A 23,569-nucleotide genomic window follows, 5' to 3' on the forward strand; every position below is an offset into this window, starting at 1 on the left:
GCGCCATGGCCGCCGCCGCCCATGATTTCGCCCGACCCATCGCCGCCGGACCGCCCCTCGACCGCCGCCGCATGGTGGCGTTCGTCTGCATGGTGTTCGGGATGTTCATGGCGATCCTGGACATCCAGATCGTCTCGGCCTCGCTCGCCGAAATCCAGGCCGGCCTGTCCGCCTCGGGCGATGAAATTCCCTGGGTCCAGACGAGCTACCTCATCGCCGAGGTGATCGCGATTCCCTTGTCGGGCTTCCTGTCGCGGGTGCTCTCGACCCGGTGGATGTTCGTGATTTCGGCGGGCGGCTTCACGCTCATGAGCGTGATGTGCGCCACCTCCACCACCATCAATCAGATGATCGTCTGGCGCGCCCTGCAGGGCTTTATCGGCGGCGGCATGATCCCGACGGTGTTCGCCTCGGCCTTCACGATCTTCCCGCCCTCGAAGCGCTCCATCGTCTCGCCGATGATCGGCCTCGTCGCCACACTCGCCCCCACCATCGGCCCGACGGTGGGGGGCTACCTCACCGATCTGTTCGACTGGCACTGGCTGTTCCTCATCAATGTGGTGCCGGGCATCGTCGTCACGGTCTCGACCTATTGCCTGGTGGATTTCGACGAGCCCAACCTCGCCCTGTTCAAGCGTTTCGATTGGTTCGGCCTCGTGTTCATGGCGCTCATGCTCGGCTGCCTCGAATACGTTCTGGAGGAGGGACCGAATCACGATTGGCTCGCCGACGAGGCGGTGCTCGCCTGCGCCGTGGTCTGCGCGATGGCCGGGCCGGCCTTTTTCTGGCGTGCCTTCACGGCGGCCGAGCCCATCGTCGATCTGCGCGCCTTCGCGGATCGCAACTTCACGGCGGGCTGCCTCTTCAGCTTCGTCCTCGGCATCGGCCTCTACGGCCTGACCTATCTCTATCCGGTCTATCTCGGCCGTGTACGCGGCTACTCCGCCCTGCAGATCGGCGAGACCATGTTCATCTCCGGCCTCTGCATGTTCGCCACCGCCCCGATCGCCGGGCGGTTCCTCGGCAAGGTCGATCCACGCATCCCCATGGGCCTCGGCTTCGTCGGCTTCGCCGCCGGCACCTGGATCGTGACGGGGCTCACAAAAGACTGGGATTTCGGCGAACTACTCGTACCCCAGATCCTGCGCGGCTGCTCCCTGATGCTGTGCATGATTCCCATCAACAACATTGCGCTGGGCACATTGCCGCCGGCCCGGATGAAGAACGCTTCCGGCCTCTACAACCTCACGCGCAACCTCGGCGGGGCGGTGGGCCTCGCCCTCATCAACACCGTGTTGAACGACCGGTGGGACCTCCACCTCGCCCGCCTGCACGAGCGCTTCACCTGGACCAACACCGCCGTGCTGGAGCGCCTGGAAATGACGCGTCGACAGTTCGAAGGAATGGGCGGCAATGCCGATGCCATGGCCCTCAAGGCGATGATGAACACCGTTCGCATCCAGGGACTGGTGATGAGCTTTTCGGATGTGTTCCTCGTGCTGACCGGCCTGTTCCTCCTGATGGCCTGCGCCGTGCCCTTCATCCGCCGGCCGCGCGCCGCCAGGGGCGGGGGCGGGGGGCACTGACCCTGCGCCTCTCTTTACCGAGATCGCAGGAAAGCCGACTTTCCGTCTGGTCTTTGCCCCGGTGCGACGCCAGAACCAACGTGGTGCATTTGCGTTCGCCCGCTGCAGGTCCGATCTGCTATGGGCGGATCGGCGTGCCGCTGAGACGCCTCGGGGATCGACGATGGACTTTCTGAACGCGATGGGCGGGACGGCCGCCGGCTTCTTCGGCAACGTGATTCCGTTCCTCATCGTCCTCAGCGTCGTCGTCTTCGTCCACGAGATGGGACACTTCCTCGTCGGCCGCTGGTGCGGCGTCGGGGTCCACGCGTTCTCCCTCGGTTTCGGCCCGGAGCTGTTCGGCTTCAACGACCGCCACGGCACCCGCTGGAAGCTCTCGGCGGTGCCGCTCGGCGGCTACGTCAAATTCCATGGCGACGCCAACGGTGCCAGCGTGCCGGACCCCGAGGCCGTCGCCCGGATGAGTCCGCAGGAACGCGCGACGAGCTTTCCGACCCAACCCCTGGCCAAGCGCGCCGCCATCGTCGCCGCCGGTCCCATCGCCAACTTCCTGCTGGCGATCGTGTTGTTCTCCGGGGCGATCTATTTCGGCGGCCGCTACGAGACACCGGCCCGCGTCGAGGCGGTGGTGTCCGGAAGTGCGGCCGAGCGCGCCGGCTTCCAGCCCGGAGACGTGATCCGGGCCATCGGCGGCTCGGCGGTGAACAGTTTCACCGACATGCAGCGCACGGTGTCCACGAGCGCCGGCTCCAGCCTCGCCATCACCGTCGAGCGCAACGGCGAGCGTCAGGTTCTGACCGCCGTACCGGACGGCATGGAGGAGCGTACCCCGTTCGGTCGCCACCGCTTCGGTCGCCTCGGCATCCAGGGCCCGAAGGGCAGCGAGGCCAAGCTCGTTCAGTACGGGCCGCTCCAGTCCGTGGGACTCGGCATCCACGAGACCTACTTCGTGGTGGATCGCACCATCGACTACATCGGAAAGCTCGTGACCGGCCGCGAATCGGCCGACCAGCTGTCCGGCCCCATCGGCATCGCCCGGGTCTCAGGCGAAGTCGCCAAGGTGGGGGGCGCCGGCGGCCTCATCGGCCTCATCGCCCTGCTCTCCGTCTCCATCGGCCTTCTCAACTTGTTTCCGGTGCCGCTGCTCGATGGTGGCCACCTGCTGTTCTACGCGTTCGAGGCCGTGCGCGGCCGGCCCCTGAGCGAGCGGACCCAGGAGATCGGCTTTCGCATCGGCCTCGCCCTCGTGCTGTTTCTCATGCTGTTCGCCGCCTGGAACGACGTGCTCAACCTAGGTGCGTCCTGGGGTGCGCGGGGCACCTGATCGACCGCTCCGCATCGCCCTCCGACATGGTCGGTATGGGGCCAAGTCGCTGGCCGCGCAGGCATCTCCGCCGCGCGGCCGAACCTAGTTGACGCTTCGTTCACCGTGTTCGGCGATCCGGTTTCGTCGTTAAGTGACCGGAAGGCCACGTGTCCCCAAAATCCCCTGTGAGCGGGTGCCCCCGGCGTTTGCTTCGACCGGGAAACTCGGTAGAAGCTGAGCTTGGGACCAGACGACGGGACGACCGGGCAAACCGGCGCCTGTCCGCGGGTGCGAACCCGTACTGATAATAAAAGAGACGGGCGATTACATGATGTCGATGACGGGGAAGCGCCGACGCAAGTCGGCGGAGCAGACCATCGTCCTAGTCGCCGCCACGGCCGCAGGGCTGGTGCTCGGCAGCGCGGCGCAGGCCGAGCAGATCGTCGTCCAGGGTAACAAGCGCGTCGATTCCGATACGATCCGGTCCTACGTGACCGGCACCGCCTCCGGTTCGCCCGAGGAAGCCCGCCGCAACCTGCTGGCGAGCGGCATGTTCTCCGACGTGAAGGTGTCGCGCAGCGGCGGCAGCACCGTCGTGAGCGTGCGCGAGAACAACATCATCAACCGCGTTGTGTTCGAGGGAAACAAGAAGATCGAGAAGGCCACCCTCGAGGGTGAGATCGAGGCCAAAGCGCGCGGTCCCTACAACCAGGGCATCGTCACCGCGGACATGCAGCGCATCCGCGAGATCTATCGCCGCTCCGGTCGCGGCAGTGCCAAGGTCAGCTTCCGCACCGTCGATCTGCCCAACGGCCGCTTGGACGTGATCTACGTCATCGAGGAAGGTGACAAGACCGGCATCAAGGCGATCAACATCAGCGGCAACAAAGAGTACTCCGAGTCGAAGATCAAGGAATTGATGTCTTCTTCGGAGATGAACTTCCTGTCGTTCATCAAGACCTCGGACGTCTACGATCCCGACCGGATCACTAATGACCTCGACCTCGTGCGGCGCTTCTACCTCAAGAACGGTTACGCCGACTTCCGCGTCGTGAAGGCCGATGCCCGCTACGTCGAGGCGGAGACCGATGCCGGCTGGGTCATCGACGTGATCGTCGAGGAAGGCCAGCAGTACAAGGTCGGTGCCGTCGCCATCGATTCGCGCCTTCCCGGTCTCGACACGCAGGGGCTCGACGGCGAAGTCCGGACCGCCGTCGGCGATGTCTACAACGCTGAGGATGTCGAGAAGACCCTCAACGGCGTCACGAATCAGGTCGCCCGCCAGGGCTACCCGTTCGCCCAGGTTCGTCCGACCGGCCAGCGTGATCCCGCCACCGGCACCGTGGCCCTCGGCTTCGTGGTCGAGGACGGCCCGCGCGTCTACGTCGAGCGCATCAACATCCGGGGCAACACCCGCACCCGCGACTACGTCATCCGCCGCGAGCTCGATATCACCGAGGGCGACGCCTACAACCGCGTCCTCACGGACCGCGCCGAGCGTCGCCTCAACGGCCTCGGCTTCTTCAAGAAGGTCCGCTTCTCCAACGAGCCGGGCTCGGCCGCCGATCGTGTGGTCATCAATATCGATGTCGAAGATCAGCCCACGGGCTCGTTCTCGGTCGCCGGTGGCTATTCGACCCAGGACGGCATCATCGGCGAAGTGTCGGTCTCCGAGTCCAACTTCCTCGGTCGCGGTCAGTACGTGCGCGTCGCCGGTACCGCTGGCCAGTACGCCCGCGGCGTCGACTTCTCGTTCACCGAGCCGTACTTCCTCGGCTACCGCCTGGCCGCCGGCTTCGACGCCTTCTACAAGTACAGCGACCAGACCCGCTACTCGCGCTACGAGACCACCGTGTACGGCGGTCAGCTCCGCGTCGGCCTGCCGATCACGGAAGAGTTCGGCATCACCCTGCGCTACTCGCTCTACAACACCGAGCTGCGCGTCCCGAACACCATCCGCCGGCCGTACAACGACTGCTCGAACCCGATCCCTGGCTACACGGCGGTCTATCCGAACAACACGTTCACGGCCAACGGGCAGAACGTGGCGGGTCTCGCGGCCTACCCGAACTGCGCCTTCGACGGTGAGGCCTCCATCGCCCTCAAGGGCTCGCAGGGCAACACGCTCACGTCGCTTGCCGGCCTGACGCTCGCCTACTCGACCCTCGACAACATCGGTCTGCCCCGCAACGGCCTCTATGCCGAGCTGAAGCCCGACATCGCTGGTCTCGGCGGCGACTCGAAGTTCTTCCGCGTGACCGGAGACGCCCGGTACTACAAGGAACTCTACGAGGACGTGGTCGGCTTCGTCCGGCTCCAGGGCGGTCACATCTCGGCGCTCAACGACGAGCCCCTGCGCATCACCGACCAGTTCTTCCTCGGCCCGTCGCTGGTCCGTGGTTTCGCTCCGAACGGCATCGGTCCGCGCGACGTCGGCATCGCCGATAGCCGTTCCAACGCCATCGGCGGCAGCACCTATGTCGGCGGCACGGTCGAGGTCCAGTTCCCGATCTGGGGTATCCCGCGGGATCTCGGCCTGAAGGGCGCGGTGTTCGCCGATGCCGGTACGCTGTTCGGCTACAACGGCCGCACGCAGTTCAACGTCAATGGCGACGCCTTCATCAACGGCATCGCCCCCGGCGGCGTCTGCAACTTCAACTCGGCCACCATCGGCGTCGAACCCGAGTGCGTGAACGTCCACGACAAGGCGGTCATCCGGTCGTCCATCGGTGCCTCCATTCTGTGGAACTCGCCCCTCGGTCCGATCCGCTTCGACTACGCCTACGCCCTCACCAAGGACGAAGGCGTGAAGGTGCCGGGCACCAACTTCCGGATCGGCAAGGATCAGCTCCAGGCCTTCCGGTTCTCCGGCGGCTCGCGCTTCTGATCTGAGAAAGGCGCCGCCCTTTTCGAGGGGCGGCGCGTTGCCGGTCATGGATCCGATTTTCTTCTCTGCCAACACCACCCTCAGCCTCGGCGACATCGCCGAGGCTGCCGGCGTTTCACTGCCGTCCGGCATCGACTCGACGACGATACTCACCGGGGCGGCCTCTCTCGAGACCGCCGCCGCTAGCGACGTCGCCTACATGGACAACGCCCGTTACGGCGATGCCCTGGCCCGGACACGGGCCGGCGCTTGCCTCGTCGCGCCGCGCTTCGCCGCCCGCGTGCCGGCCGGCACCGTGGCTTTGGTCCTCCGCGACCCCTATCGCGTTTACGCCGGCCTCCTCGCCCGCTTGCATCCGGATGCCATGCGGCCGGGCTCGCTCTTTGCCTCCACGGGCATCGCGCCCGGCTCCCACGTCCATCCCGAAGCCCGCCTCGAGTCCGGTGTCCGCATCGATCCCGGTGCGGTGATCGGCCCCGGTGCCGAAATCGGCTCCGGCACCGTGATCGGTCCCGGCGCCGTCCTCGGCCCGAATGTCCGGGTCGGTCGCGACTGCTCCATCGGCGCCGGTGCCACCTTGACCCATGCGCTGCTCGGCAACCGCGTCATCGTCCATCCCGGTGCGCGCCTCGGCCAGGACGGTTTCGGCTTCGCCATGGGGCCCGGCGGGCACCTGAAGGTGCCGCAGATCGGCCGGGTCATCGTGCAGGACGATGTCGAGATCGGCGCCAACACCACCATCGATCGCGGGGCCAGCCGGGACACGGTGATCGGGGAGGGGACGAAGATCGACAACCTCGTTCAGATCGCCCACAACGTCGTCATCGGACGTCATTGCGTCATCGTCTCGGGCGTCGGCATATCCGGCTCGACCACCCTGGAGGATTACGTTGTCCTCGGTGGGCAGGTCGGCGTCGTCGGGCACCTGCGCATCGGCATGGGGGCGCAGATCGCGGGCTCGTCCAACGTCAACCGTGACGTGCCGCCCGGCTCCCGCTGGGGCGGTACGCCGGCCAAGCCCGTCCGCGCCTGGTTCCGAGAATTGACGACCCTGGCCCGCCTTGCCGAACGCACGGCCCGCGATGGTGACGAACCGAAGGCCTGACACCGCCTGTTGTGCATTGGCGGAATGCCCGTCTCAGGCAACCCGCGCCGCACTTGAGCAAAATCGAGATCCGTCCGGACCTGTCGAGCGCGCGATCAGCCGGTTTTGCGCAAGCGCAGATAGTCAGGCTGGAAATCCGCCATGGCCTGGAACGCGGGCCGATTCAGGATCGTCAACGATCGACCCGACAGGGTGATCAGCCCCTGACGACGAAGCTCCTGCAGGGTTCGGTTGACGTGCACGCTCGACAATCCGACGGTGTCGGCGAGATCGTATTGCGTGATCGGCATGTCGAACCGGTCAGCGTCCGCCAGGCCGACGGCGCGCAGGCGCAGTTCGAGTTCACAGAACAGGTGCGCGATCCGCTCCAGGGCCGGACGCCCGCCGATGTTGACGAGCCATTCGCGCACGGTGGCCTCGTCCACCTGGGCCGCCACGCGCAGTCCCTCGGCAATGGCCGGATAATCTCGGGTCACGGATGCGACCGAGGCTCGTGCCAGGCGCGCGACGCATACGGGCGTCAGCGCCATCATCTCGTGGCCCAGCCGAGTGTGCTGGGGCGCATCGAGATCGTAGCTGTCGCCAGGCACGAGATAGGCGATGATCTGCCGGCGACCGCCCGTCAGAGTGCGGTAATGGCAGGCGAAGCCTTCCATCAGGATGAGCCGACCACCCTGTGTGTCGTGCCGCGGAATTAGATCCGCCCGAGTGGGATGATTGTCGTGCCGTACGGTGACCCGCTCGAGCTGATCTCCCGCCGAGGCCGAGAGCGAAACGAGGCTTTCGAGTTTGCGCCGAAATCGGTTCGGCGCCCGGATCGTCACGGCCCGTGCCGGAGCACCGCCATCGGCGAGCCCAGATTCTATCGGATCGATGGGCTGTTCTGCCGGGCCGACCTTGTCTCCGGCGATTCGTGAGCCCCTGCCATCCGCAGGCATCGGGCCGAGATGCCGACGGGATCGCACTTGGGAAACTCCGTACCGGGGAATCAAGGCGACGGTGGCCGAACGGGGAACCGAGATCCCGGTCGCAACCGATCAAGAGGTACCGCCCAACGACCGACTGTACGATTGCGCACCGAAGTCGGGCTCGGTCAACTCGGCCAACCCACGGCCTGGCTCAAATTCTCGCTACCGGCTCCCGATCCAACGCGCATGACTTTCGGCGGCTGGGCTTGCATCCGGCGGTGTTTCTGCGGAAAGACTTCGTTTCCACCAGGATGGCGGCCAAGAGAACGAGCGGGGCGGAGCACCGAGTGCGCCGCCGCGCGCCAGGGAGATGATCCGATCGATGAACGAGATGCCGCGTGAGCTCGGCTCGGCCGATATCCAGAAGGTCCTGGAACTCCTGCCGCACCGCTATCCCTTCCTGATGATCGACCGGATCGTCGATATCGACGGTGACCGGTCCTGCGTCGGCATCAAGAACGTCACGATCAACGAGCCGCAATTCACCGGGCACTTCCCCGGTCTGCCGGTGTTCCCCGGCGTGCTCCTCATCGAAGGCATGGCCCAGACCGCTGGCGCCATCTGCTGCCAGCACATCATGACCGAGAACCTGCGCGCCAAGCAGGTGTTCTTCATGACCATCGACAAGTGCAAGTTCCGCAAGCCCGTCGTGCCCGGCGACACCGTGCGCTACCACATGACCAAGATGAACCAGCGCCGCACCATGTGGTGGTTCCAGGGCCAGGCTCGGGTCGGCGACACCCTCGTGGCGGAAGCCGAGATCGGCGCCATGCTGGTGACGGAATGACCGGGGCGGCAGGCATCCATCCGAGCGCGGTTGTCGAGGACGGCGCGACCCTCGGCGCCGACGTGCGGATCGGCCCGTTCTGCCATGTCGGCCCGGACGTCACCCTCGGCGACGGCTGTGAGCTCGTGAGCCATGTGGTCGTGGCCGGGCATACCACCATCGGCCCCCGTACGCGCCTCTATCCCTTCGCCTCCATCGGTCACCCGCCGCAGGATCTGAAATTCCGCGGCGAGACGTCGACGCTCACCATTGGGGCCGATTGCCTCATCCGCGAGGGCGTCACCATGAATCCCGGCACCGCCGGCGGCGGTCTCGAGACCACGGTCGGCGACACCTGCACCTTCCTCGCCAATTCCCATGTTGGGCACGATTGCCGGGTGGGGAACGGCGTCGTGTTCTCCAACAACGTGATGCTCGCCGGCCACTGCAATGTCGGTGACTTCGCCATCCTCGGCGGCGGTGCCGCGGTGATCCAGTTTGCCCGTGTCGGGGCGCACGCCTTCGTCGGCGGCATGTCGGCCCTGGAGAACGACTGCATTCCCTTCGGCATGGCGCTGGGCAACCGGGCTTACCTGTCGGGTCTCAACATCATCGGCCTGCAGCGCCGGGGTTTCGCCCGCGAGGACATCCATGCCCTGCGCCGGGCGTACCGCCTGCTGTTCGCTCCCGAGGGCACCCTGATGGAACGGGTCGAGGACGTGGCGGCGGAGTTCGACGCCCATCGCGGCGTCGCCGAGATCGTCGCGTTCATCCGGGCCGGCGGCAAGCGCTCGATCTGCACCCCGCGCGAGACTCCGGGTACGCCTTGAGAGCGCAGCCGGCGCCCCTCGTCCTCGTCGCCGGGGCGGGACGTCTGCCCGAACTGGTGGCCGAGTCCCTCGATCGGGCCGGACGCCCGTTCCGCATCCTCGCTATCAGGGGCTTCGCCGAGCGGACCATGCGGGCTCGGGCCGAGGCGTGCGTGGACCTCCTCGACATCGCCGGCGTGCTCGCCATCCTCAAGGCGTGGGGACCCGTCAGCGTGGTGCCGGCCGGCGGTGTCGCGCGACCGAACCCCGCCGCCATCCTCAACGCCGCCGCTGCCTTGCGCAACCGCGATGCGCTCAAGGCCATCGCCGGGGGCGGTGACGACCGCCTGCTGCGCGGGGCCCTGGCCCTTCTGGAGGAGAACGGCCACGCCGTCGTCGGCGTCCACGAGGTTGCGCCCGATCTGCTCAGCCCCGAAGGTGTGATGGGTCGTCATGCACCGGATGCCGCCGCCCTGTCCTCCATCGCCACGGGCCGCGCGCTTCTTGGCGCCCTGGCGCCCTACGATGTCGGGCAGGCGGCCGTGGTGGCGGCTCAGCGGGCCCTGACCGTCGAGGGCCCCGAGGGGACGGATCGGATGCTCGCCCGGGCGCGGGCCCTGGGGCGCAAGCCCTTCGGTTTCGGGGCGAGCCAGCCCGGCACCGTCCTCGTCAAGGTCGCCAAGACGGGGCAGGATCTGCGCGTCGATCTGCCGGCCGTCGGTCCGCGCACGGTCGCGGCCGCTGCAGCCGCCGGCTGCGCTGGCCTTGCCATCCAGGCCGGGTTCACCCTGATCATCGACCGGCCGGCTACGGTCGCCGCGGCCGACAGGGCCGGTCTCTTCCTGATCGGATTGAGGATCGACGCATGAGCGGCGGATCTGTCCCGAAGACGATTTGGTTGGTGGCGGGCGAGGATTCCGGCGATCAGCTCGGGGCCAAGCTCATGCCCGCCCTCGTCGCCCTGTCCGAGCGGCCGATCCGGTTCGGTGGTGTCGGCGGCGAGGCGATGATTGCCCAAGGCTTCCAATCACTGTTTCCCATCGACGATGTCGCCGTCATGGGTTACCTGCCCGTGGCCGCCCGCCTGCGTACCCTGCTGCGCCGAATCCGTCAGACCGTGCGCGACGTGGTCGAGGCCCGGCCCGACGTTCTCGTCATCATCGACAGCCCTGGCTTCACCCATGCGGTAGCCTCGCGCGTGCGCAAGCGGATGCCGGATCTGCCCATCGTCGATTACGTGTCGCCGAGCGTCTGGGCCTGGCGCCCCTGGCGCGCGGCGAAGATGCGGCCGTTCATCGACCACGTCCTCGCCCTGCTGCCGTTCGAGCCGGAGGCGCATCGTCGCCTCGGCGGGCCGGCCTGCACCTATGTCGGTCATCCGCTCATCGAGCGCCTGTCGGATCTGCGCCCCGATGCCCGGGAGGCGCAGGCGCGCGCGGGGTCGCCGCCGACCCTGGTGATCCTGCCGGGCTCGCGCCGCTCGGAGATCGAGCGACTCATGCCGGTCTTCGGCGCCACCCTGGCACGACTGAGCGCGCGGCTCGGGCCGATCGAGGCGGTGCTGCCCGCCGTGACCCGCCACCGCGCCCTCATCGAGCGCCTCGCGCTGGCCTGGGACGTCCCGGTGCGCCTCGTCCACGGCGAGGCGGCAAAGCATGCAGCCTTCCGGCGCGCCCGCGCGGCGCTCGCCGCCTCCGGCACCGTCACCCTGGAACTGGCGCTGGCCGGTGTGCCCATGGTGGTCGCCTACAAAGTCTCGCGGATCGAGGAAGCCGTGGCCCGACGCCTGATCCAGGTGCCCACCATCGTGCTGCCGAACCTGATCCTCGACCGCAACGCCATGCCGGAATTCATCCAGGCGGAGTGCACCGCCGCGCGCCTCACCGACGCCCTGGCGCCCCTGCTGACGGGCGGACCGGTACGCGACGCTCAGGTGGATGCCCTGTCACGGATCGATGGGTTGATGCGACTTCCCGGCGACGACGAGCCGAGCCGGAGCGCCGCGCGGATCGTACTCGCGGCCCAGCGGGCGGCCTGATCGACGGAACGCAAGGCGTGCGTTAGCTTTCCGGCAGGCCAACCCGGATGCGGTCCAGACACCGTGAGACGCACCCTCAAATTCCTCCACACGATGGGAGCCATTGGGCTCATGGGGGCGATGGCGTGCCTTGTCGTCATGCTGAGCTTCACGCCTCCGCCGGCCGTCCTGGCGGGATATGCCTTGATGCGCGGTGCCATGGGGGCCGTGGCGTCGTGGATCTTTCTGCCCTCCCTCGCCCTGACGCTGCTGGCGGGCCTCCTGGCCCTCGCCCAGCGCGCGTTTCATAACGCGGGTTGGGCCTGGGTGAAGCTTGCCACCGGCATTCTGATGTTCGAGGGCGGATTGGTCTACGTCCAGGGGCCGATGCGGCAGGAGGCCGACCTCAGTGCCGCCGCGCTGGCCGGGCACGGCGATCCGGCGTTGCTCGGCCAGGCCCTTGAGGGCGAGGGCGGGACCCTCTGGCTGCTTCTCGCGGTCGCGACAGTCAACGTCGTCCTTGGCATCTGGCGCCCGCGCCTCATCCGGCCGCCGGCACGTGCGGCGGGGCCCTAGGCGTCAGCGGAGATCCAGATCTCGAAGCGTCCGAACGACCGTATCCCGTGCGGGTCCTGTCAGGGGTAGGACCGGACGCGGCGGCTGGGTGCTGCAAAGGCCGAGTTCATGAGCGCAGGCATACACCACGCGCAGACTGGAGAATTCCTTGAACAGGCCCCAGAGCGGCTGCAGCCGGGCGTCCAACGCCCGCGCCGCATCGGTATCTCCGTCGCGAACGGCCCGGACGATGGCCATGGCGGTCCGGGGAAACAATCCGCCCATGACGCTGTACCAAACGTCACCGCCGGCGAGCAGCGCCTCGACGGCATTCCAGTCTCCGCTGGATCCGATCGAAAAGCCGTCGGGCCCCGCCTCGCGCAGTCCGGTCAGTTGAGCGATGACCTCCCGGCGCCCGGGGGCTGGGCATTTGACCGCAACGATTCCGGGTTCACGGCTGAGGCGACCGACGAGCGCGGGCGTGAAGGTGAAATGGGTGGTGCCCGGATTGTTGTAGATGCAGAGCGGCAGTCCGCTTTCCCGCGCGACGGTCACGAAGTGCTCGAACACCTCGTCCTCCGTCAGCGGCGTATAGGAGACCGGGGCCAGCAAGCCCGCCGCCGCGCCCAGGGCCCGGGCGTCCCGCGCCAGCGCCACGGCCTCGTCGGTGCGCAGGGCTCCGACGCCAACGAGGATCGGCATCCGTCCGGCCACCGCGTCGACGGCCGTTTCCAGGGCGCGCCGCCGCTCGGAACGGGACAGGTACGGATAGGAACCGGTGCTGCCGAGAAGACCGATCGAATCGACCCCCGCCTCACACAGGGGGGCGAGGAGTCGGCGCAGGCCGCCGACATCGACGCGCCCATCGGTATCGGACGGTGTGATCGGAAAGGCCGCGAGCCCGTTAGGAAGGATCATTGGGCACTCCATGTGGGGTGGTAGAAGCGCCGACGATCGTGGCGGGACGTCGTGTCGTCCCGCTCCTGTCTCAAAAACCCCGCCCGATTATTCGGACGGGGTTTCCCATCGTCAGCCGCGCTGGTCGATGGGGACGTATTCGCGCTTCTCCGGGCCGATATAGAGCTGGCGCGGCCGGCCGATCTTCTGCGACGGGTCCTCGATCATCTCGGCCCACTGGGCGATCCAGCCCGTGGTGCGGGCGAGCGCGAACAACACCGTGAACATCGAGGTCGGGAAGCCCATGGCCTTGAGGGTGATTCCTGAGTAGAAATCGATGTTCGGATAGAGCTTCTTCTCGATGAAGTACTCGTCCTCCAGGGCGATCTTCTCGAGCTGAACCGCGACTTCCAGCAGCGGATCATCCTTGATCCCGAGTTGGCCGAGTACCTCGTGGGTGGTCTTCTGCATGATGCGCGCGCGCGGATCGTAGTTCTTGTACACGCGGTGACCGAAACCCATGAGGCGGAACGGGTCGTTCTTGTCCTTGGCCTTGGCGACGTACTTGGCGACGTTCTCCGGGTGGCCGATCTCTTCGAGCATCTTCAGGGCCGCCTCGTTGGCGCCGCCATGGGCCGGTCCCCACAGGCAGGCGATGCCGGCGGCGACGCAGGCGAACGGATTGGCACCCGACGAGCCGGCGAGACGCACGGTGGAGGTCGAGGCGTTCTGCTCGTGATCGGCGTGAAGGATGAAGATCCGGTCCAGTGCCCGGGCAAAGATTGGATTGACCTTAAAGTCTTCGCACGGAACCGCGAAACACATCCGTAGGAAATTTGACGTATAGTCGAGATCATTCTTCGGGTACACGAATGGTTGGCCGATAGAATACTTATAGGCCATCGCTGCCAGCGTCGGCATTTTGGCGATCATCCGCAAGCTTGCGATCATCCGCTGCTTGTCGTCCGAGATGTCCGTCGAGTCGTGATAGAATGCCGACAGGGCGCCGACGCAGGCGACCATGATCGCCATGGGATGGGCATCGCGGCGGAACCCCTGGAAGAAGCGGTTCATCTGGTCGTGCACCATGGTGTGGCGCGTGACCCGATAATCGAAATCGGCCTTCTGAGCCGGCGTCGGCAACTCGCCGAACAGCATGAGGTAGCAGGTCTCGAGGAAGTCGCCGCTCTCGGCGATCTGCTCGATGGGGTAGCCGCGATAAAGCAGCACGCCGGCATCGCCGTCGATATAGGTGATCTTCGATTCGCACGAGGCCGTGGAGGTGAAGCCCGGGTCGAAGGTGAACTTGCCGGTCTTGGCGTAGAGCTTGCCGATATCGATGACGTCGGGGCCGATGGTGCCGGTCTTGATCGGCAGTTCGACCTGCGCGTCGCCCACGGTGATGGTGCTGGTGGCGCTCATGGAGACGTGGACCCTTTCGTGGCAGCGGGGCGGCGCCGGCCCGCGTGGCGATGGTTCGCCCACCCGGCTCCGGGGCGCAAGGGCAACGCATGTTGCACTTGCTCACACGAGCATCGGGTTAGCGGATCAGTCGACCGCCTTCAACTGAGCGCCCGCCTCACGAACGCCGGGATGCGAGAACCGGGCCGGATTGTCATTCGGCCCGTCGGTTCCTCGTCGGCGAAAGCGGCCCCGTTCGCGTCAGGCGGCGGATGCCTGATCGCGCAGGCGGCCGAGGCATTCCGCTCGGCCGAGCACGGCCATTACATCGAAGACCGGCGGGGAGGTCGCCCGCCCCGTGAGCGCCGCCCGAAGGGGCTGGGCGATCTGGCCGAGCTTGATCGCTGCCGATTCGGCGAAAGCGCGTACCGCCCCTTCCGTCGCCGCCACAGTCCACTCGGGAAGTGCCTCGAGGGCTGGCAGGATCGCGGCGAGGCGTTCCCGCGCTTCGGAGCCGAGCAGCCCCGTGGCCTTCTCGTCGAGGGTCAGCGGCCGGGCGGCCGTGAGATAGTAGGCACTGTCTAGGAGATCGACGAGGGTCTTGGCGCGCTCCTTCAGGCCCGGCATCGCCGTCGTCAGTTTTTCGCGCAGCTCCGGCGCCATGGGTGTCGCGATGCCGCGTGACGGCCCGAGGGCCGGTAGAACGCCATCGATGGCGGTGACGAGATCGGCATCGTCCGCCCCCCGGATATAGAGGCCGTTGAGGTTCTCGAGCTTGGCGAAGTCGAAACGAGCCGGCGAACGCCCGATGGACGCGAGGTCGAAGGCCGCCACCATCTCGTCGGTGGAGAACACCTCCTGGTCACCGTGACTCCAGCCGAGGCGCACGAGGTAGTTGCGGAGCGCCGCCGGCAGGTAGCCGAGGTCGCGATAGGCATCGACGCCGAGCGCCCCGTGGCGCTTCGATAGCTTGGCCCCGTCCGCTCCATGGATGAGCGGGATGTGTGCCATGGCCGGCGCTTCCCATCCGAGGGCATCGGAGATCTGGCGCTGGCGCGCCGCGTTGGTGAGATGGTCGTCGCCCCGAATCACCTGGGTCACGCCCATGTCGTGGTCGTCCACCACCACGGCGAGCATGTAGGTCGGATTGCCGTCCGAGCGCAGGAGTACGAGGTCGTCGAGATCCTTGTTCTGCCAGACGACCCGGCCCTGAACACCGTCCTCCACCACGGTCTCGCCCTCGACGGGCGCGCGCAAGCGGATCACCGGCTTCACCCCAGCGGGTGCCTCGGAGGGATCACGGTCGCGCCAGCGGCCATCGTAGCGCAGCGGCCGGCCTTCAGCGCGGGCCGCCTCGCGCATGGCGGTGAGTTCCTCCGGCGTCGCGTAGCAGCGATAGGCATGGCCGGAGGCGAGCAAGCTTTCGGCCGCCTCCCGATGCCGGTCGGCCCGGGCATACTGATAGATGACGTCGCCGTCCCAATCGAGGCCGAGCCAGCGCATCCCGTCCAGGATCGCGTCGATGGCCCCCTGCGTCGAACGTTCGCGATCCGTGTCCTCTATGCGCAGGAGCATCCGGCCGCCGAAGCGGCGGGCATAGAGCCAGTTGAACAGGGCGGTGCGAGCGCCGCCGATGTGGAGATAGCCCGTGGGGGAGGGCGCGAAGCGCGTGACGACGGCTGACGACATCAATCTTGGCTTGAAGTTCCGAAGTGGAGCGGGCTGGTGGCGGATCGACCGGCCCAGGGATGCGCGTGTAGCATGCACGAAGGCAGGCGTTAAGAAATCGTCATCCCGACCGCCGAGGGTGGTGAAGGGTCGCACGAGGGCCACGCCCGGAGATGTCGCGCGATGGTGCGGGGGGGCGCAGGGGCCGCTGGGAGGGTGTGGGCGCGCGCCGTCGGCCGCTTTCCCGCACCGTCCCTGTGGCTCGGCACGCTCCGCGAGGGTCTGGCATCCGAATTCGAACGCGAGGTCGAGCAGCGCCGATTGTTTCCGTGGCTCGCCGTGGCGTTCGGACTCGGCATCCTCCTGTGCCTGACGATCACATCCGGCCCACCGATCCTGGCCGCCCCCCTTGTGGTCGCGGTGCTCCTCACGGCGGTGATGCCCTTCCTGGCCGCCCGCCCCGTGGCTTTGGCCCTCGTTCTCGGTCTCGCCGCCGCTTTTCTGGGCTTTGCCGCCGCCGCGTTCCGGGTGGCGCAGGTGGCGGGTCCGGTTCTGGCGCAGACCACCATCGCGCCCCTCGTCGGCCTGATCGAGGCCCTCGACGAGCGCGAGGAGGGGGCCCGCCTCATCGTCCGGGTTGAGAGCTTCGGCACCCTGGCGACGGAGCAGCGTCCGCGCCGGGTGCGGGTCTCGTTCAAGAAAGCACCGCCGCTGAAGCCCGGCGACCGCATCGCCGCGACGGCCCGCCTGCTTCCGCCACCGGAGGCGGCGAGGCCGGGCGGCTACGATTTCGCCCGCGATGCCTACTTTCGCGGGATCGGAGCGGTGGGCTCCCTCATCGGCACGATCCAGGTCCGGCCCCCGCCCGAGAATATGCCCCAGTCCCTTCGCATCGCCGCAGCCGTTGACGACGCCCGCAACGCCCTCACGCGCCGCATCACCGACGCCAATGGCGGGCAGGCCGGGGCGGTGGCCGCCGCCCTGGTGACGGGCAAGCGCGGCCTCATCAACGGCGAGACCAACGACGTCCTGCGGGCGGCCGGGATCTATCACGTCGTCTCGATCGACAGGGTTGGCCGGCATTCCCCGGACGCATCGCTTCTCGTGTCGCCACGCCGTCGTTCGACGCCTGAGTGCCGCCCGGTGGCCTTCCCCGCGATCGTCCATGGATGGGTCGGACTTCAGGCAAGCCCAGGCTTGGGGATTTCGACAAAACCAATCTTGTCGTAAAACTCGAACAGGTCGACGCCGTCGCCGAACCTGCCACCGTCGGTCGGTGGTTCAGCGCCTGACGAAGCCGATGTCTACGGCGACGGCCTTGAGCCGCTCCGGCTCGCGCTCCTTCCGCTCCGAGTAGCGGTCGACGAGGTCGTCGGACCGCTCGCGGGTAAGGAGCGTGAACTTCATCAGTTCCTCGCAGACGTCGACCACCCGGTCGTAGAGCGGTCCCGGCTTCATCCGGCCGGCGTCGTCGAACTCCTTGTAGGCCATCGGCACGGATGACTGGTTCGGGATGGTGATCATCCGCATCCAGCGCCCGAGGATGCGCAGGCCGTTGACCGCGTTGAACGACTGCGACCCACCCGAGACCTGCATCACGGCCAGGGTCCGCCCTTGCGTCGGACGCACTGACCCTTCCGAAAGGGGGAGCCAGTCGATCTGGCTCTTGATGACACCGGTCATGGCGCCGTGCCGCTCGGGGCTGACCCAGACATGCCCCTCGGACCAGATCGAGAGGTTCCGGAGCTCCTGGACCTTGGGGTGGTCGGCGGTGCTGTCGTCGGGCAGGGGCAGCCCGTGCGCGTCGTAGATCCGCACGTCGCCGCCCATCGCCTCCAGAAGGCGCGCGGCCTCGTAGGCGAGGAAGCGGCTGAACGAGCGCTCCCGGAGCGACCCGTAGATGATCAGGAAGCGCGGGGCGTGGGCGAACGGCGTCGCCACCTCCAGGTCGGCGCTCGTCGGGACGACGAAGTGTCCCTCGCTCAGGTTCGGCAGGCCGTCGGCGAAGGGCTGTCGGGGCTTGTCCAAGGAACGTCTATCCTCTACGTTTCAATGATGGTTGAGATATTGACATGATGATGGACGAACGGCAAGCCGTCGCCGCCTTCGCGGCCCTGGGGCAGGAGCATCGCCTGCGCATCGTGCGCCAACTCGTCACCGCCGGGCCGGACGGCATGGCGGCCGGTATCCTGGCCGAGGCGGTCGGCATCTCGGGCACCAACCTGTCGTTCCACCTCAAGGAGCTCAGCCATGCCGGCCTCGTCACCTCGCGCCGGGAAGGCCGGTCGATCATCTACGGCGCCGCCTACCCGGACCTGTCCGAGCTCATCCAGTTCCTGATGCGCGATTGCTGCCAGGGCCGCCCCGAGGTCTGCGCCCCGGCCGTCGCCGCCCTATCCGCCTGCTGCACGGAGACCGCCTGATGGACGTCGTCATCTACCACAACCCGGATTGCGGCACGTCCCGCAACACCCTGGCACTGATCCGCAACGCCGGCATCGAGCCGCACGTCGTCGAGTACCTGAAGACCCCGCCGAACCGGTTCCTGGTCCGGCAACTCGCCGAGCGCGCCGGCATCACCGTGCGCGACCTGCTTCGGGAGAAGGGGACGCCCTACGCCGAGCTCGGCCTCGCGGACCCGAACCTCACGGATGACCAGCTTCTCGATGCCATCGCCGAGCACCCGATCCTGCTGAACCGGCCGCTGGTGGTGAGCCCGAAAGGCGTCTCGCTATGCCGCCCGTCAGAGGCGGTCCTCGACCTCCTGCCGGCCCAGCAGGGCGAGTTCGTCAAGGAGGGCGGCGAACGCGTCGTCGACGAGCACGGGCGCCGCGTCGCCACCGCCTGATCCATCCCCAGCCACCAAGAATAAGAAACGGTCCGGATGCTCGCGCTCGCCATCTTCGTCGTCACCCTCGTCTTCGTCATCTGGCAGCCCAAGGGGTTCGGGATCGGGTGGAGCGCCCTCATCGGGGCCGCGGTGGCCCTGGCCACCGGCGTCATCCACCCGGGTGACATCCCGGTGGTCTGGCACATCGTCTGGGACGCCACCTTCACCTTCGTGGCGCTGATCATCATCTCGCTGCTGCTCGACGAAGCCGGCTTCTTCCACTGGGCGGCGCTCCACATCGCCCGCTGGGGCGGAGGCAGGGGGCGCCTGCTGTTCCCGCTGGTGATCCTACTCGGCGCCGCCATCGCGGCAGTGTTCGCCAACGACGGCGCCGCCCTACTGCTCACACCCATCGTGCTGGCCATCCTGCTGCGGCTGGACTTCAAGCCGGCGGCCGCCCTGGCCTTCATCGTGGCCTGCGGGTTCGTCGCGGACTCGACCAGCCTGCCCCTGGTGATCTCGAACCTGGTCAACATCGTCTCGGCGAACTTCTTCGACATCACCTTCAGCCGCTACGCCGCCGTGATGGTCCCGGTGAACCTCGTCTCGCTCGCCACGACCCTGGTGGTCCTGTGGCTGTTCTTCCGGCGCGACCTACCGGCGACGTACCCGGTGACCGAGCTCGAACCGCCGCGCCACGCGATCAAGGATCCGCTGGTGTTCAAGGCAGCCTTCCCGCTCCTCGGCCTGCTGCTGGTCGCCTACTTCGTGACAGCCCCGTTCGGCGTGCCGGTCTCGGTGGTGACCTGCGCCGGCGCCGTGGTGCTGCTGGCGCTGGCCAGCCGGAGCCGCGTCATCCCGATCCGCAAGGTGCTGGCGGGCGCCCCCTGGCAGATCGTCCTGTTCAGCCTCGGAATGTACCTCGTCGTCTACGGCCTGAAGAACGCCGGCCTGACCGATTACCTGGCCCAAGGCCTCGCCTGGCTTTCGGGCCACGGACCGTTCGTCGCCACCATCGGCACGGGGGTCGCCGCAGCCATCCTGTCCTCGGTCATGAACAACATGCCGAGCGTGCTGGTGGGCGCGCTGTCGATCCAGCAGGCCCCGGACCTGTCGCCCCTGATGCGCGAGCTGATGGTCTACGCCAACGTCATCGGCTGCGACCTCGGCCCGAAGTTCACGCCCATCGGCAGCCTCGCCACCCTGCTCTGGCTCCACGTCCTCGACACCAAGGGCCAGCACATCACCTGGGGCCAGTACATGCGGGTCGGCCTGGTCATCACCCCGCCGGTGCTGCTCGCCACCCTGGCGGCGCTGGCCCTCTGGCTACCCGTGCTCGGCGCCCGGTAGCGATCCGATGGCCCCGGCGCGCCGATGGCCCGTGATCTCGGCCCTGGGCGTGGTTCAGATCCTGACCTGGGGCTCGTCGTTCTACCTGCTGTCGGTGTTGGCCGCCCCGATGTCGGCGGACACGGGGTGGCCCTTGGGATGGGTCATCGGCGGCCTGTCCCTCGGTCTCCTCGTTGCGGGCTTGGCCTCGCCGCGGGTCGGCACCTACATCGGCGAGCATGGCGGGCGCCCCGTCCTGGCCTTCGCGTCCGTCGCCCTCGCCGTCGGCCTTGCCATCCTCGGTCTGGCGCCGAACCTACCGACATATCTCGGAGGCTGGCTCCTGATCGGCCTCGGCATGGGCACCGGACTGTACGACCCCGCCTTCGCCACCCTCGGTCGGCTCTACGGGGCCGAAGCAAGGCCCGCCATCACCACGCTGACCCTGTGGGGCGGCTTCGCGAGCACGGTCTGCTGGCCCCTCTCGGCCTTCCTGATCGAACAGGTGGGCTGGCGCGGGACCTGTCTCGCCTATGCCGGACTGCACCTCTCGGTCACGCTGCCGCTCGTCCTGATCGCGATCCCCCGGCCCCCCGCACATCCGATCACGCGACCCGTAGGCCCAAGCCCCGTCATTCGGCTCGATGGTCGGGAGCGGCGCGCCTTCCTCTTCATGGCGGGGGTCCTCACGCTGGGCGGCACGGTGATGGCCATGGTCTCGGTGCACCTCATCACCCTGCTTCAGGCCCGTGGGGTGGCTCTTACCTCGGCCGTGGCCTACGGCGCCCTGATCGGACCGGCCCAGGTTGGGGCACGCATCGTCGAGATGGCCGGAAAGGGCCGGCACCATCCGCTCTGGACCCTGACGGCGGCGATGGTGCTGGTCGCCATCGGGGTTGCGATGCTTGCCGCAGGACTGCCCGTGGTCGGGCTGGCGTTAGTCCTGTACGGGGCGGGCAACGGGATCTACTCGATTGCCCGGGGAACGGTGCCCCTGGCACTGTTCGGACCCGAGCGTTACGCCCCGCTCGTAGGCCGGCTCGCCCGTCCGGGACTGGTGGCTCAGGCGCTCGCCCCCTCCATCGGAGCCGTGGTCCTAACCCACGCAGGCGCGGATACGACCTACGTCCTCCTGTGCGTCCTCGCTGTGGCGAATGTCGCGCTTGCCCTGGCCCTGTGGCGCGTCCGGTCCGAGGCCTAACAGGTCGACGTCCGCCTCCGACGTTCGCGGCATCCGATCCCGATCAGACCGATCGCCTTCCGTCCGGGGACGAAGCGGTCTCGTCGGCGAGCGTGGACTGGCTAGGCGGCTCTTGCCCTCGACCCATTCCGAGCCTAATGACGCTTAAACGTTTCCATAACGGTTTAAGTGACGTGGACGAGAAGCAAGCCCTCGACGGTTTCGGAGCCATCGCCCAGGAAACCCGTCTTCGCATCGTCCGCCTGCTGGTCACTGCCGGCGCGGACGGGATGGCGGCCGGGGCCATCACCGAGGCCATCGCGGGCGCCTCGGCGCCACGCATCTCGTTCCACCTCAGCCACCTTGAGAACGCCGGGCTCGTGGTCAGCCGCCGGGAGGGGCGGTCGATCATCTACAGCGCGGTGTTCACCGCCCTGTCCGACCTGGTGGCCTTCCTGATGCGCGATTGCTGCGAGGGACACTGCGAGGTCTGCGACCGAGCCATCGCCCTGTTCGCCCGGTGCACCGGTCGGCCCCAGCAGGTCGCTCAGCCATCCAAGATCGCCTGTGAGGAAGCATGACGGGCCTGCGCGACACCCTCGAAGGCAACCAGATCGCGATCTACTTCGCGGCCATCGGCGCGGCGGCGCTGATCGCCCTGACGCTGCCCGGCACCACGGCCCTGGAGGTCGGGATCAATCCGGCCCTGGCGCTGATGCTGTTCGTCACCTTCCTGCAGGTGCCGTTGCCGGAACTCGGCCGGGCCTTCACGCGGGTCCGCTTCCTGGCGGCGCTCCTCGTCACGAACTTCGTGGTGCTGCCGATCCTGGTGGCTGGCCTGATCCAGTTCCTGCCCGCCAATCCGATGCTGCGGCTGGGCGTGCTCATGGTCCTTCTCACGCCGTGCATCGACTACGTCGTGACCTTCGCCCATCTCGGACGGGCCGACGCCAAGGTGCTGCTGGCTTCCACCCCGGCGCTGCTGATCGCGCAGATGCTGCTGCTGCCGATCTATCTGAACGTCTTCCTCGGCGAGGATGCCGCCAGGTTCGTCCAGGTCGGTCCCTTCGTGCACGCGTTCGTCTGGCTCATCGCGGTTCCCCTCGGACTTGCTGCGGCCGTGCAGATCTGGGCCGGACGCCGCCCGGCCGGGCAACGGGTGATTACGGGCCTCGGGCTCCTGCCGGTGCCGGCGACGGCGCTGGTCCTGTTCGTGGTGATCGCGTCCGTCCTGCCCCAACTCGGACCCGCCCTCGACGATGCCCTGCGGGTGGTTCCTGTCTACGTCGCCTTCGCGGTGGCGGCTCCCTTGATGGGCTGGGCGGTCGGGCGCGCGTTCCGCCTCGACGCCCCCACGGTGCGGACGTTGGCCTTCAGCGCCGCCACCCGCAACTCCCTGGTGGTCCTGCCGCTGGCCTTCGCCGTCCCCGGCGCCGTCCCGCTGCTGCCGGCCGTCATCGTCACCCAGACGCTGGTCGAGCTCGTGAGCGAGCTCGTCTACGTCCGTGTCATGCCCAGGCTCGGCCGAACGTCGGCGTTGCCGGTCCCGGCCGTCTAGGTCGGCCCCGATGATACGGCGGAGCGTACCCGTGATCCCGCATCGCCACCGTCTCGTGGTGATCCCTGCCCTTGGCTCGATCCAAATCCTGACCTGGGGGGCCTCGTTCTACCTGCTGTGCATGCTCGCCAACCTAATATCGGAGGACACGGGGTGGCCTCTGAGATGGGTCATCGGGGGCCTGTCCCTCGGCTTCCCCGTCGCGGGTTCGGTCTCTCCGCGGGTGGGGCTTTCGTCAGGTAGTCCCTGTCCCTTCCGCGCCGACACGCGATGTGGCATCGTCCGTTCGTGACCTTCTGGCTCGCCCTTCGGCGCCTGCTCCCGCTTATGGCGGTACTCGGCCTCGCCCTTGCGCCGGTGACCGCTTCCGCGGCCGCCGCGGGCATGCGCGCGCCGATAGCCGTTCAGGGGCACGCCATGGCGGCGCCCGACGAGGCCATGGACGACATGGCCGGGATGGCCATGGACGAGATGCCGTGCTGTCCCAAGGAGCGGCCGGACTTGCCCGACTGCTCGAAGGTCTGCCCCTTGATGGCGCTCTGCCTGGCGAAGGTCGCCACCGGGCTGCCGGTGGCCCTCGGACTTCCGGGCCGCGTCGCCGGCGTCGAGGGGCCGACCTGGGGCGGCACCGCCTCCTTCGACAGCCTGTCGCAAGGGCCGCCCACCGAGCCTCCCCGAGCCTGAATTCGATGCCGCCGGCGCCTGCG

The 23,569-nt window shown here is 67.8% G+C and carries 21 protein-coding genes and 2 pseudogenes; 18 read left to right on the top strand and 5 right to left on the bottom strand.

Annotated elements, in window-relative coordinates; all coding sequences use genetic code 11:
- Positions 1-5: 5 nt before the first annotated feature.
- The 4 genes from FV218_RS00240 to lpxD all read left to right on the top strand — a co-directional run bounded on the left by FV218_RS00240 (position 6) and on the right by lpxD (position 6,884).
- The gene (locus tag FV218_RS00240) at positions 6-1,586 is read left to right on the top strand and encodes a DHA2 family efflux MFS transporter permease subunit (protein ID WP_147708243.1); all 1,581 of its coding nucleotides are present in this window, start codon (positions 6-8) and stop codon (positions 1,584-1,586) included.
- 163 nt (positions 1,587-1,749) lie between these two features.
- The gene (rseP, locus tag FV218_RS00245; protein WP_147708245.1) at positions 1,750-2,910 is read left to right on the top strand and encodes an RIP metalloprotease RseP; all 1,161 of its coding nucleotides are present in this window, start codon (positions 1,750-1,752) and stop codon (positions 2,908-2,910) included.
- Positions 2,911-3,220: 310 nt separating this feature from the next.
- Positions 3,221-5,779 carry an outer membrane protein assembly factor BamA gene (bamA, locus tag FV218_RS00250; RefSeq protein WP_056086584.1) on the top strand — a complete coding sequence of 853 codons (2,559 nt, stop codon included), beginning with the start codon at positions 3,221-3,223 and terminating at the stop codon, positions 5,777-5,779.
- A 46-nt stretch (positions 5,780-5,825) separates the two neighbouring features.
- On the top strand, positions 5,826-6,884 hold the full coding sequence (gene lpxD, locus FV218_RS00255; RefSeq protein ID WP_147708247.1) for a UDP-3-O-(3-hydroxymyristoyl)glucosamine N-acyltransferase: 1,059 nt from the start codon (positions 5,826-5,828) through the stop codon (positions 6,882-6,884).
- 95 nt (positions 6,885-6,979) lie between these two features.
- Here the strand turns inward: lpxD and FV218_RS00260 are convergent, their stop codons facing one another.
- Positions 6,980-7,708 (bottom strand): Crp/Fnr family transcriptional regulator, encoded by a 729-nt coding sequence (locus FV218_RS00260; protein ID WP_187272913.1) that lies wholly within the window; start codon positions 7,706-7,708, stop codon positions 6,980-6,982.
- Positions 7,709-8,174: 466 nt separating this feature from the next.
- On the opposite strand from FV218_RS00260, the gene fabZ reads away from it, so the two are divergent.
- From fabZ to FV218_RS00285, 5 genes are all read left to right on the top strand, one after another.
- Positions 8,175-8,639, top strand: a complete 465-nt coding sequence (fabZ, locus tag FV218_RS00265; protein WP_056086577.1) for a 3-hydroxyacyl-ACP dehydratase FabZ — start codon at positions 8,175-8,177, stop codon at positions 8,637-8,639.
- Complete coding sequence (gene lpxA, locus FV218_RS00270) at positions 8,636-9,448, top strand: acyl-ACP--UDP-N-acetylglucosamine O-acyltransferase (protein WP_147708250.1); 813 nt, start codon at positions 8,636-8,638, stop codon at positions 9,446-9,448. Before fabZ ends, lpxA begins: the two co-directional genes overlap by 4 nt.
- Complete coding sequence (gene lpxI, locus FV218_RS00275) at positions 9,445-10,296, top strand: UDP-2,3-diacylglucosamine diphosphatase LpxI (RefSeq protein WP_147708252.1); 852 nt, start codon at positions 9,445-9,447, stop codon at positions 10,294-10,296. Before lpxA ends, lpxI begins: the two co-directional genes overlap by 4 nt.
- Positions 10,293-11,465: a lipid-A-disaccharide synthase gene (gene lpxB / locus FV218_RS00280; RefSeq protein ID WP_056086568.1), complete on the top strand. Its 1,173-nt coding sequence runs from the start codon at positions 10,293-10,295 to the stop codon at positions 11,463-11,465. Before lpxI ends, lpxB begins: the two co-directional genes overlap by 4 nt.
- A 63-nt stretch (positions 11,466-11,528) precedes the next feature.
- Positions 11,529-12,020 carry a hypothetical protein gene (locus FV218_RS00285; protein WP_147708254.1) on the top strand — a complete coding sequence of 164 codons (492 nt, stop codon included), beginning with the start codon at positions 11,529-11,531 and terminating at the stop codon, positions 12,018-12,020.
- Between the two features lie 3 nt (positions 12,021-12,023).
- Here FV218_RS00285 and FV218_RS00290 read toward each other — a convergent pair whose 3' ends face one another.
- The 3 genes from FV218_RS00290 to gltX all read right to left on the bottom strand — a co-directional run bounded on the left by FV218_RS00290 (position 12,024) and on the right by gltX (position 15,986).
- Positions 12,024-12,917 (bottom strand): dihydrodipicolinate synthase family protein, encoded by an 894-nt coding sequence (locus FV218_RS00290; RefSeq protein ID WP_147708256.1) that lies wholly within the window; start codon positions 12,915-12,917, stop codon positions 12,024-12,026.
- Between the two features lie 111 nt (positions 12,918-13,028).
- Positions 13,029-14,318 carry a citrate synthase gene (gltA, locus tag FV218_RS00295; RefSeq protein WP_056086558.1) on the bottom strand — a complete coding sequence of 430 codons (1,290 nt, stop codon included), beginning with the start codon at positions 14,316-14,318 and terminating at the stop codon, positions 13,029-13,031.
- 240 nt (positions 14,319-14,558) lie between these two features.
- Positions 14,559-15,986, bottom strand: coding sequence for a glutamate--tRNA ligase (gltX, locus tag FV218_RS00300; protein ID WP_056086555.1), 1,428 nt, complete (start codon positions 15,984-15,986; stop codon positions 14,559-14,561).
- Between the two features lie 162 nt (positions 15,987-16,148).
- On the opposite strand from gltX, the pseudogene FV218_RS00305 reads away from it, so the two are divergent.
- Positions 16,149-17,030, top strand: a pseudogene (locus tag FV218_RS00305) (DUF4131 domain-containing protein); the annotation flags it as partial.
- 216 nt (positions 17,031-17,246) lie between these two features.
- On the opposite strand, the gene arsH reads toward FV218_RS00305, so the two are convergent.
- Positions 17,247-17,993, bottom strand: coding sequence for an arsenical resistance protein ArsH (arsH, locus tag FV218_RS00310; RefSeq protein ID WP_147708260.1), 747 nt, complete (start codon positions 17,991-17,993; stop codon positions 17,247-17,249).
- A gap of 47 nt (positions 17,994-18,040) precedes the next feature.
- Between arsH and FV218_RS00315 the strand changes: the two genes are divergently transcribed.
- From FV218_RS00315 to FV218_RS00350, 8 genes and pseudogenes are all read left to right on the top strand, one after another.
- Positions 18,041-18,388 (top strand): metalloregulator ArsR/SmtB family transcription factor, encoded by a 348-nt coding sequence (locus tag FV218_RS00315; protein WP_147708344.1) that lies wholly within the window; start codon positions 18,041-18,043, stop codon positions 18,386-18,388.
- Entirely contained in the window at positions 18,388-18,813 is a 426-nt protein-coding gene (gene arsC, locus FV218_RS00320; RefSeq protein WP_147708262.1) for an arsenate reductase (glutaredoxin), read from the top strand. The genes FV218_RS00315 and arsC overlap by 1 nt, the downstream gene beginning before the upstream one ends.
- A gap of 36 nt (positions 18,814-18,849) precedes the next feature.
- Positions 18,850-20,145 (top strand): arsenic transporter, encoded by a 1,296-nt coding sequence (locus FV218_RS00325; protein ID WP_147708264.1) that lies wholly within the window; start codon positions 18,850-18,852, stop codon positions 20,143-20,145.
- Positions 20,146-20,152: 7 nt separating this feature from the next.
- On the top strand, positions 20,153-21,325 hold the full coding sequence (locus FV218_RS00330) for an MFS transporter (protein WP_147708265.1): 1,173 nt from the start codon (positions 20,153-20,155) through the stop codon (positions 21,323-21,325).
- Positions 21,326-21,498: 173 nt separating this feature from the next.
- Positions 21,499-21,885, top strand: a complete 387-nt coding sequence (locus FV218_RS00335) for a metalloregulator ArsR/SmtB family transcription factor (RefSeq protein ID WP_147708266.1) — start codon at positions 21,499-21,501, stop codon at positions 21,883-21,885.
- Complete coding sequence (locus FV218_RS00340) at positions 21,882-22,862, top strand: arsenic resistance protein (protein WP_147708267.1); 981 nt, start codon at positions 21,882-21,884, stop codon at positions 22,860-22,862. The genes FV218_RS00335 and FV218_RS00340 overlap by 4 nt, the downstream gene beginning before the upstream one ends.
- A gap of 10 nt (positions 22,863-22,872) precedes the next feature.
- Positions 22,873-23,094, top strand: a pseudogene (locus FV218_RS23030) (MFS transporter); the annotation flags it as partial.
- A gap of 56 nt (positions 23,095-23,150) precedes the next feature.
- Positions 23,151-23,546 (top strand): hypothetical protein, encoded by a 396-nt coding sequence (locus tag FV218_RS00350; protein ID WP_147708345.1) that lies wholly within the window; start codon positions 23,151-23,153, stop codon positions 23,544-23,546.
- Positions 23,547-23,569: the final 23 nt, after the last annotated feature.

It is taken from the genome of Methylobacterium sp. WL69 (assembly GCF_008039485.1).
Lineage (GTDB): Bacteria > Pseudomonadota > Alphaproteobacteria > Rhizobiales > Beijerinckiaceae > Methylobacterium.